The following is a 3,689-nucleotide window of genomic DNA, read 5'->3' as shown; positions in this document are numbered from 1 at the left end:
GCCAGCCCGAACACGAGGACGGAGGCCGCCGCGGCGCCCGCGAAGGCCGCGCCGGCCACGCTCCAGGTGCCGGCCAGGGGCACTGTCGTCACGAGGAGGACGGCGCCGAGCGCCGCGCCCCCGGAGACGCCCAGGACACCCGGTTCGGCGAGGGGGTTGCGGGTCACGGCCTGTACGACCGTGCCGGCGAGGGCGAGCGCCGCTCCGGCGAGCAGGGCCGCGACGACGCGGGGCACCCGGGTGTCGAGGACGAAGGTGACGGTCCGGCCCGCTCGGCCCTGCGCCCAGTTGGCCACGTCGCCCAGCAGCAGCTTGCTGTCGCCGACCAGCACGGCGGTGATGACCACGCCGGCGAGGACCGCCACCAGGACGGCCGTCGTGGCGAGGAAGACGGTCCTGCTCCTGATGCGCAGCCGGTCGGTCGCGGTGGCTCCGGCCGTGTCCCGGACCCGGACGGCCATGGCGACCAGGAAGACCGCGCCGACGAGGCTGGTGACGACGCCCGTCGGTACGGCGACCGCCACGTCCGCCGGCACGAGGGCGCGCAGCAGGACGTCGGAGCCGAGCACCAGTGCCGCGCCGGTGAGGCCGGCGACCGGAAGGCTCGCCCGCGAACGGGCGAGGGCACGGAACCGCCGGGCGAGCGGGCGGACGAGGGCGGGCGCGCACAGACCGACGAAGCCGACGGGCCCGGCGAGGGTGACGGCCGCCGTGGAGAGCAGCGCGGCGAGGACGACGGCGGTGACCCGGGTGGCGCGGACCGGGACGCCGAGGCCGCGCGCGGCGTCGTCGCCGAGGGCCAGGGCGTCGACCCGGCGGGCGAGGAGCAGCAGCCCGATGAGGCCGGCGACGCCGATCGGCGCCACCTGCGCCACGCCGTCGAACCCGTGTTGGGCGATGCTGCCCTGGTTCCAGTGGTAGACGCCCTCCGTCTCCCGCGGGAACAGCAGGAGCAGGCTGTCGGTGAGGGCGGTGAGGCCGAGGGTGAGGGCGCTGCCGGCGAGGACGAGCCGGACGGTGCCGGAGCCCAGGCCGGACAGGCCGAGGACGACGGCCGCCGCCGCGAGGCCGCCGATGAACGCGGCGCCGGAGGAGGCCAGCAGCGGGAGCGAGACGCCGGTGACGGTGACGGCACCGAGGGCGAAGTAGGAGCCCGCGTTGACGGCCAGGGTGTCGGGGGCGGCGAGGACGTTGCGGCTGACCGCCTGCAGGGCGGCGCCCGCCATGCCGAGGAGGGCGCCGACGAGCAGGCCCGCGGTCATCCGCGGCAGCCGGGAGGCGATGAGGACGGACGCGTCGGCCGGGTCGGACCGGCCCGTGAGCGCCTTCCAGACCTCCGGGCCGCCGACGTCGGCCGTTCCCTGGGTGATGTCGACGATCGCGAGGACCGTGACGAGGAGGACCATCGCGGCCGTCACCGCGGCCGCGCCCGTCCGGGACGCGGCCGCCGTGGGCCGGGTGGCGGGGCGGGTTGCGGTGACGGCCACGTGCTACTTCTTCAGCGCGGCGACGAGCGCGTCGACGTACTTGCTCATCGACTCGGGACCGCCGAACATCCAGATGCCGTCGGGCAGACGGTGCACGTTGCCCTTCGTCACGAACGGCAGCGTGGTCCACACCTTGTCCTGGGCCAGGGCGCCGCTGAACGGCGTGCTGTCCTTGTCGCCCTCGTTGGCGATGTAGGCGAACTCGACGTCCTCGCCCAGCTTGGTGAGGCCCTCGACGTCGGTGGTGCCGAGGCCGTAGGCCTCGTCTCCCTGGACGGTCCAGGCGTTCTTCAGGCCGAGCTTCTCGTTGACCCCGCCGATGAGCGAGCCGCTGGTGAAGGGGCGGATCGAGACCTGGTTGGAGATGGTGTAGCCGTCCGCGAAGGCGATCGGGACGCCGCCGCGGCCGGCGTCGGCGAGAGCCTTGCGGCCCTCCTCGATCTTGGCCTGGAACTGGCCCTTGAGCTTCTCGGACTGCTGCGTGGTGCCGGTGGCCTGGGCGATGATGTCGAGGTTCTTCGTCATCTGCCCGATCGGGTCCGAGGCGACGGCGGCGCGCACCGTCAGGACCGGGGCGACCTTGCGCATCTGCTCGATGGCGGCGGGCGGCAGGTCGGTGGTGGCGAGGATGAGGTCCGGCTTCAGCGCGGCGATGCTGTCCATGCTCGGCTCGCCGCGGGTGCCGACGTCCTTCGGCTCGTTCTTGAGCGGGACGGCGGTGTTCCACGTCTTGTAGCCCTTGACGTCCGAGACGCCGACCGGGTCGACACCCAGCGATATGAGGCTCTCGACGACGTTCCACTCGGTCCCGACGACGTTCTTCGCGGGGCCGTCGAGCTCCACCTTCGCGCCGGTGTCATCGGTGAGGGTGATGCGCTCGGCGGTCTTCTCGGTGTCGTCCTTGGCGGGCTCGGTGGTCCCGCAGGCGGTCAGGGTGAGGGCCGCGGCGGTGGCGGCAGCCGCGGTGAGGAGGAGTCGTCTCATGAGGTGGTGCTGAGCCTTTCGCTTCGTGCGTGGTGTCGGCCGACCGCGCGGGTGCGCAGGAGGCCGGTGAGGGGGTCCGTCTCGACGTGGATGCGGATCCCGTAGGTGTCGGTCAGCCGCTGGGGCGTCAGTACGTCCGCGGGGCCGCCGTCGGCGATGACCCGCCCCTCGTGGAGCAGGACGATCCGGTCGGCGACGGCGGCGGCCTGGTCGAGGTCGTGCAGGACGACCCCGACGGCGATGCCGTGGTCGTCCGCCAGGTCCCTCATGAGGTCGAGGAGTTCGACCTGGTAGCGCAGGTCGAGGTAGGTGGTCGGCTCGTCGAGCAGCAGCACCCCCGTCTCCTGTGCGAGGCAGCCGGCCAGCCAGACGCGCTGGAGCTGGCCGCCCGAGAGGTGCTCGGCGCCGCGGTCCGCGAGTTCCGTGACGCCCGTCAGGGCGAGCGCCCGGTCCACGGCGGCCCGGCCGCCCGGGTCGTCGCGGCCCCAGCGTCCCCGGTAGGGGTAGCGGCCGAACTCGACGAGGTCCCGTACGGTCAGCCCGCTCGGTGTGGGGCGCCCTTGGGTGAGCAGGGCGACCCGGCGCGAGAACTCACGGGGGCTCAGGGCGAGGCCGTCGGTGTCGCCGTCGATGACGAGCGTGGCGGTCCTGGGCCGCTGCAGCCGCGCGATCGTGCGCAGCAGCGTCGACTTGCCGCTGCCGTTCGGCCCCACCAGGGCGGTCACTTCGCCGGGCAGCAGCGTCAACGAGGCGTCGTGTACGACGTCGACGCCGTCGTACGCCACGGTGACGCCCTCGGCGGAGAGTTCATGACCCTGGGGACGCGTGGCGTCGGTGGTCTTTTCAACTACGTGCACGATCGGAAGGTTAGCCTACCCTTACTGATTGGCAAACCACTTCCCTGCGGACCTCCGCAAGAGCGCGAATCGGCCAAGCGTCATATCCGGACACGGGCGGGCGGATTGTTCGGGGAACGTACGGGTGTTGGCGCGTCCGCGCGCGGGGCGGACCCGCGCGGATAGCATCGACGCGGTTCGCCGCACGTGAGAGGCAGTGATGACGGAGTCCAAGGGCCTCGTGCTCGTCGTCGAGGACGAGCGCCACATCTCGGACGTGCAACGGCATCGGCGAGCCCTACTACGACGAGGAAACCAGCACCGGCGCGCTGACCTGGCACGACGGGGAGGGCCGGACCGTGCGCCCGGCCGAGGTCGGACC

3 protein-coding genes are annotated in these 3,689 nt (G+C 73.1%); all 3 read right to left on the bottom strand.

Annotated elements, in window-relative coordinates; all coding sequences use genetic code 11:
* Positions 1-1,487: iron chelate uptake ABC transporter family permease subunit (locus AB0D66_RS34235; protein WP_362311054.1), on the bottom strand; the 1,487-nt coding region annotated here is incomplete at its 3' end.
* A gap of 3 nt (positions 1,488-1,490) precedes the next feature.
* Positions 1,491-2,471 (bottom strand): iron-siderophore ABC transporter substrate-binding protein, encoded by a 981-nt coding sequence (locus AB0D66_RS34230; protein ID WP_362311053.1) that lies wholly within the window; start codon positions 2,469-2,471, stop codon positions 1,491-1,493.
* Complete coding sequence (locus AB0D66_RS34225) at positions 2,468-3,328, bottom strand: ABC transporter ATP-binding protein (RefSeq protein ID WP_362311052.1); 861 nt, start codon at positions 3,326-3,328, stop codon at positions 2,468-2,470. The genes AB0D66_RS34230 and AB0D66_RS34225 overlap by 4 nt, the downstream gene beginning before the upstream one ends.
* Positions 3,329-3,689 lie beyond the last annotated feature (361 nt).

It is taken from the genome of Streptomyces sp. NPDC048270, assembly GCF_040652335.1.
Classification (GTDB): domain Bacteria; phylum Actinomycetota; class Actinomycetes; order Streptomycetales; family Streptomycetaceae; genus Streptomyces.
Note: the sequence above shows the minus strand (reverse complement) of the source record. Positions and strands in the feature narration are given on the sequence as shown.

Coding starts and splice junctions, on each gene's coding strand:
- AB0D66_RS34230 (WP_362311053.1), bottom strand. CDS start 2,471: ATGAGACGACTCCTCCTCACCGCGGCTGCCGCCACCGCCGCGGCCCTC.